Consider the following 6,892-nt stretch of genomic DNA (forward strand, 5'->3'; position numbering starts at 1 on the left):
TTACGTTTAATTATAATAGGGGCTTACTTATGACTAATTCACAGGAAAACTCAGAACTTGACGGGATTGCAATTATTGGCATGGCCGGTCGCTTTCCCGGTGCTGCAAGTGTCGATGAATTGTGGCAAAATTTGTGCGGCGGAGTCGAGTCCACAACGCTGTTCAGCGACGCAGAACTAGACCCCAGTATTGACCCCAATCTCAGACAAGATCCGAATTACGTCAAAGCTAGAGGCATTATTGACGGTGCCGATCGCTTTGATGCAGCATTTTTCGGCGTGAGTCCCCGCGAAGCCGAAATTACCGACCCGCAGCAGCGCGTTTTTTTAGAAATAGCTTGGGCCGCCCTAGAAAATGCCGGCTGCGATCCCAATACTTTTAACGGCTCGATCGGAGTTTACGCCGGCACGGGCAACAATACCTATTTTCCCAACAACATCGCCGGACGATCGGACATAATTTCCCGCGCGGGCGAGTTTCAGGTAATGGTAGGAAATGAAAAAGACTACATCGCTACCCGCACTTCTTACAAACTCAATCTCAAAGGGCCCAGCGTCAGCGTCCATACCGCTTGCTCTACATCATTAGTTGCAGTTTGTCAAGCTTTTTATGCCTTAATGAGCTATCAATGCGATTTAGCTCTCGCCGGCGGAATTTCAATTACAGCTCCCCAAAATAGCGGTTATTTGTACCAAGAAGGGGGGATGTTTTCTAGCGACGGACACTGCAAACCGTTCGATGCTAAGGCTGAAGGAACGGTGTTCGGCAACGCAGGCGGGGCTGTGGTACTGAAGCGTTTGGAAGAGGCGAGATCCGACAGAGATACAATCTATGCGGTAATTCGCGGCGTCGGTTTAAATAACGACGGGGCGGCCAAAGTCAGCTTTGCAGCGCCCAGCGTGGACGGACAAGCAGACGCGATCGCGATGGCCCAGGCGATGGCCGGCGCAGATCCAGAAACGATATCCTACGTCGAAACCCACGGCACGGCAACTCCCCTCGGCGATCCGATCGAAATTGCAGCTTTGACTCAAGCTTTTGCACGCGAAACCTCAGCCAAACAATTTTGCGCGATCGGCTCCGTCAAAAGCAACTTCGGACACACGATCGCCGCCGCCGGAGTCACGGGGCTGATTAAAACAGCTTTAGCCCTCAAACACCAGCAAATACCCGCTACTCTGCACTACCAAACACCGAATCCGGCGATCGACTTTGCCAACAGCCCCTTCTACGTCAACGCCGAACTTGCGGAATGGAAAGCCGGGAAAACGCCCAGAAGAGCCGGAGTCAGTTCCTTTGGTGTCGGCGGTACCAACGCTCACGTTGTCCTCGAAGAAGCGCCCGCGCTGGCACCGTCAAGTTCTTCTCGCCCCAGACAGTTGCTGCTGCTGTCGGCAAAAACTCCATCTGCTTTGGACGCGGCTACCGCAAATTTGCGATCGCACCTCGACGAAAACCCAGAACTCGATCTCGCCGATGCTGCTTACACCCTGCAAACCGGGCGACAAGCCTTCAATTACCGCCGTTTCGCCGTTTGTAGCGATCGCGCCGATGCCGTGCAGCTACTCGAATCTCTGCCGCCGCTGCGTACAGCAAGCCGCTGCACCGAAGCGAGAAATCCGGCGGTAATCTTCATGTTTCCGGGACAAGGGGCGCAATACGTCAATATGGGCTTGAATTTGTACGAATCTGAGCCTTTATTCCGCTCCACGGTCGATCGCTGCGCCGAAATTTTGCAGCCGCACCTAGGCCGAGATTTGCGCCAAGTGCTGTATCCCGGTAGCGATGAAACCGCAGCCGCCGAATCGCTGCGCCAAACTTTCTTAACCCAGCCCGCAATATTTACCGTAGAGTACGCGCTGGCTCAACTGTGGCAGAGTTGGGGCGTTACTCCCCAAGGTGCGATCGGGCACAGCATCGGGGAATTTGTGGCGGCAACTATCGCCGGCGTGTTTTCCCTGGAAGATGCGCTGATGCTGGTAGCAGCTAGAGGGCGCTTGATGCAAGATTTACCGGGGGGCTCAATGCTGTCGGTACGGTTGCCGGCGGCGCAAGTCGAAGGGCGCTTGAGTGGGGATTTGGCAGTGGCTGCGGTGAATGCGCCGGATTTGTGCGTGGTTTCTGGGCCCACAGATGCGATCGCACTTTTTGAACAGCAATTAACCAGCGAAAAGATTGTTTGCAAACACTTGCACACTTCCCACGCTTTCCATTCGCCGATGGTAGATTCGATCGTCGAACCATTCGCCGAATACGTGAAAAAAGTGCAATTGTCAGCGCCAACCATCCCCTTTGTTTCGACTGTAACTGCTAGTTGGATAACCGCAGAACAAGCAACAGATCCGATGTATTGGGCGCGGCATTTGCGGGCGACAGTACGTTTTGCCGACGGCATCAAAGAACTTTGGCAAGATCCGAATCGCGTGCTTTTGGAAGTCGGGCCGAGAACAACGGCTGCTACTTTGGCTCGCAAACAATCGAAGGATTTGAAACAGCAAGTTGCGATTTCTTCTCTAACCGATAATCCAGATAACAATGCTGAATGGACTGCTTTGTTAAGCGCAGTCGGACAGCTTTGGCTCTGCGGAGTGGCGATCGACTGGCAGAGTTTTTATCAAGAGGAAACGCGCGATCGGCTTCCTTTGCCAACTTATCCCTTCGAGAGCAAGCGCTTCTGGATAGAACCCATGCGGAGAGAGGGGGAGAGAGGGAGAGGGGGAGAGGGGGAGAATTTCCAATTACCGATTCCCGATTCCCGATTCCCAATTCCCAATTCCCAACAATCAACTGTCAACAGTCAACAGTCAACAGTCAACAGTCAACTACCAATGCCAAATTTACAAGTAGAAACCAAACCCGATCGCAAGTACAGACTCATCCCGACAATCAAAAACATCCTCGAAGAAACTTCTGGCGAAGATTTAGCCAGTGTTGATGAGGACTTAACTTTCCTAGAAATGGGTTTAGATTCTCTGTCTTTAACTCAAGTAGCGCTGAATTTGCAAAAAGAATTTAGCATCAAAATTACCTTCCGCCAACTATTAGAAACTTTCCCCACACTCGGCACTTTATCTGAATTTATCGATGGTGCTTTGCCGCCGGAAGTTTTGCCTGCAACTCCTGTCGTTCAACAAGCCGCACCGGCGATCGCACCGACAGCAGCACCTACAGAACAAACTGCGATGCCAGTTGCAGTCAGCGCCCCTGTAAATCTGCCTTTACCCAGCCCTCAGCCTCAAATTTTGAATCCCGTACCGTCTGGCAATCTCGAATACTTGATCGGCCAACAGTTGCAAATTATGTCGCGGCAGCTAGAAATCTTGGGCGGCGGTGTTTCTGTGCCCGCACAACCGGCACCGACAACAAACGGTCAAATTATCTCGCAGCCGATCGCCCCGACTCAAAATACCGCACCATCTAACGGTAGGGGCAGTGCCCCCGTGCCTGCCCCCGCACCTGCACCATCCGCCGAACCCACCGCCGAACCCAAAAAAGTATTCGGCGCGGCCGCCCGCATCGACACATCCGATCGCGGTGCCTTAACTCCATCGCAAAAAGCATATTTAGAAACATTTGTCAAGCGGTACACGGCGCGAACCCAAAAATCGAAACAGTACGCTCAGACTCACCGCCACCACCTCGCAGATCCGCGCGTAGTTTCCGGCTTTAACCGGACGATGAAAGAGTTGGTTTATCCAATTGTCACAGTGCGATCGTCCGGTTCCAAACTTTGGGATAAAGACGGTAACGAATATGTCGATTTAACCAACGGTTTCGGGTCGAACTTTTTCGGATATTCAGCGCCATTTATCACAGAAGCGATCGCCGCCCAAATGCAATTAGGCTTTGAAATCGGGCCGCAAACACCGCTAGCCGGAGAAGTCGCCGAACTCGTGTGCGAAATGACCAAGCACGATCGCGTGGCATTCTGCAATACCGGTTCCGAGGCAGTTTTGGGTGCAATGCGACTCGCGCGCACCGTCACCGGCAACAATACGATCGTCACATTTACGGGCGACTATCACGGAAATTTTGACGAAGTAATCGTGCGCGGCACCAAAAAATTGCGATCGCTCCCAGCAGCACCGGGAATTCCCCAATCCGCCGTTGACAATACCCTGATCCTCGACTACGGCGAACCCGAATCCCTGGAAATCCTCAAAGCGCGGGCGGGCGAGTTCGCAGCCATCATGGTAGAACCCGTACAAAGCCGCCGCCCCGACTGGCAACCGCGAGAATTCCTCCACGAAGTGCGACGAATTACCGAACAAGCCGGTTGCGCCTTCATTATGGACGAAGTGATTACCGGGTTCCGAGTCGCACCGGGCGGCGCTCAAGAATACTTCGGCGTACAAGCAGATATTGGTACCTACGGCAAAGTCGTCGGCGGGGGGATGCCAATTGGGGTAATTGCGGGCAAATCAGCCTGGATGGACGCATTAGATGGCGGATTTTGGCAATTCGGAGACGACTCTTTCCCCGAAGTAGGCGTTACTTATTTTGCCGGAACTTTTGTGCGCCACCCGCTGACATTAGCAGCCGCCAAAGCATCCCTCGAATACTTGAAACGGGGCGGGCCTTCATTGCAGCGCGAGCTCAATGCCAAAACCGACAAATTAGTTGCAGAATTGAACGCCATGTTCGATCGCCAACAAGCACCTTTCACGGTTAAAAACTTTGGTTCCCTGTTCAAAATCACCTACCCGCAAGATTTTACTCACGGAGAATTGCTCTTCTACTCGCTGCGGGAAAAAGGAATTCACATTTGGGATCACCGCCCGTGTTTCCTGACCTTAGCCCATTCCGACGCAGACATTGCTTTTGTTAAAGAAGCATTTAAGCAAAGTATTGCCGAATTGCAGTCAGCCGGATTTTTAGCCGGTGGATCTGGGGAAACTGTGAGGGCGATCGATTTGCATCAAAACGGATCGAAATCGTCAACTGCCTTCGCAAACAATGCTCCCCTACCCGGTGCAAAATTAGGGCGAGATTCCGACGGAAAGCCAGCTTGGTACATCGAAGATCCAGAGCGATCGGGCAAACATTTACAAGTAGGAGAAAGCTTATCTTAAGATTGGAAATCGAAAAGATTTAACCGCAGAGAACGCAGAGAAATCAGAGAAAGGGGAGAGAAATTCGAGCGAGCTGACTGTACTGGATTTCACATTACCACAAGACCTCTATTCCCTCTTCTCTCTGCGCCCTCTGCGCCCTCTGCGGTAAAAAAAATATCCGATTTTTCACCTGTTAACTAATGATGAAAACAATTGCTGATTTACCACCAAAACTAACCGCTGTAGACTTCGATCCTTTCGCAGGCGGAGAACTTTTTGCCTGCGTACCCGCGACAGAAGCGCAAAAGGAAATCTGGATTGCCGTACAAATGGGAGACGAGGCAAATTGTGCTTACAACGAATCGATGTGTTTGCGATTGCAAGGAAATCTCGACGTTGAATCTCTCCGCTTTTCCATTCAGGAATTGGTGCAGCGGCACGAGGCGCTGCGGGCAACATTTAGCCCCGACGGATCGACTCTTTGTATTGCTTCTGCGATCGAGATTGATATTCCCACGATCGACTTGTCAATTTTGGACGATCGCGATCGCGAATCCAAGCTAGCATATTTGCGCCGTGAAGAAGTCGATCGACCTTTCGATTTAGTACGCGGGCCGCTGTTTCGCAGTCAAATTATCAAACTGCAGGAACAAGAACATATTGTTATTCTCACCGGCCACCACATTATTTGCGATGGCTGGTCTTGGGGCATCTTATTTCCAGATTTGGGTGTAATTTATTCGGCACGCCAGCAAGGATTGTGCGCCAATCTTTCGCAGCCAGAAAGTTTTATCGACTACGCAATTTTACAAGATGAACAAGCAACAACTACCGAAGTTATTGAAGCTGAAAATTATTGGCTAAACCTGTTTTGCGGCACAATTCCGGTGGTGGATTTGCCGACAGACAGGCCCCGCCCTGCTTTGCGAACTTACAGCGGCGCGCGGGAAGATTGGGAACTCGATCGGGATTTAGTTGCTAACCTCAAAGGCTTGGGAAAGAAAGCAAGGTGCAGTTTTTTTACTATTCTCTTTGCTGGATTTGAAGCTTTTATGTACCGCTTGTGCGGGCAAGAAGATTTGGTTGTGGGAATGCCGGCGGCGGGACAACTTTTTGGGGGAAAAGACCAGCTTGCCGGACACTGTGTCAGCTTGTTGCCGCTGCGTACCTGCATTGACGGGGAACAATCTTTTATCGATTATTTGCGATCGCGCCGCACGGGAATTTTAGATGCGATCGAACGCCAGCAAATTACCTTCGGTACCCTGGTCAAAAAATTAGCATTGCCGCGGGATTTCAGCCGCGTTCCCTTAGTACCTGTAACTTTTAATCTGGACGTGCAGCTTGCGGAATCACAACTTAATTTTCCAGATTTTCAAGCTGAAGTTTTCTCGAATCCTAGAACTTGCGAAAATTTTGAATGGGCGGTGAATGCTAGCGAAACCAAACAAAAATTGGTGCTGGAATGTCAGTACAATACTAACTTGTTTGACGCAGCAACAATTCGCGATCGCATGGCGGAATTTGAGGAGTTGTTAAAAGCAGTAGTTGCCAATCCCGAATGCCCGCTGCAAAACTTGCCAATCTTGACTGCTGCAGAACGACAAAAAATATTAGTTGATTGGAACAAGACTAAAACAACTTATCCCAAAGATGCCTGCATTCACGAACTGTTTGAAGTGCAAGCAGAGCAAACTCCCGATGCTGTAGCCTTAGTTTTTGGGGAGCAACAGTTAACCTACCAACAGCTAAATTGTCGGGCCAATCAATTAGCACATTACTTGCAAACTTTGGGCGCTGGCCCGGAAGTTTTAATCGGTGTTTGTTTCGATCGCTCT

General features: G+C 50.9%; 2 protein-coding genes. Both read left to right on the forward strand.

The genetic code is table 11. The features are described from left to right. The first annotated feature begins 29 nt into the window (after positions 1-29). A complete protein-coding gene (locus WBA89_RS18520; RefSeq protein ID WP_424408676.1) occupies positions 30-5,072 on the forward strand; it encodes an aminotransferase class III-fold pyridoxal phosphate-dependent enzyme in 5,043 nt (1,680 codons plus the stop codon). A 182-nt stretch (positions 5,073-5,254) separates the two neighbouring features. Further along, positions 5,255-6,892: condensation domain-containing protein (locus WBA89_RS18525; protein WP_424408677.1), on the forward strand; the 1,638-nt coding region annotated here is incomplete at its 3' end.

It is taken from the genome of Microcoleus sp., assembly GCF_049646505.1.
Lineage (GTDB): Bacteria > Cyanobacteriota > Cyanobacteriia > Cyanobacteriales > Microcoleaceae > Microcoleus.

Bases quoted from the DNA above. Each gene is read 5' to 3' on its own strand.
- WBA89_RS18520 (WP_424408676.1), top strand. From the start codon at position 30: ATGACTAATTCACAGGAAAACTCAGAACTTGACGGGATTGCAATTATT.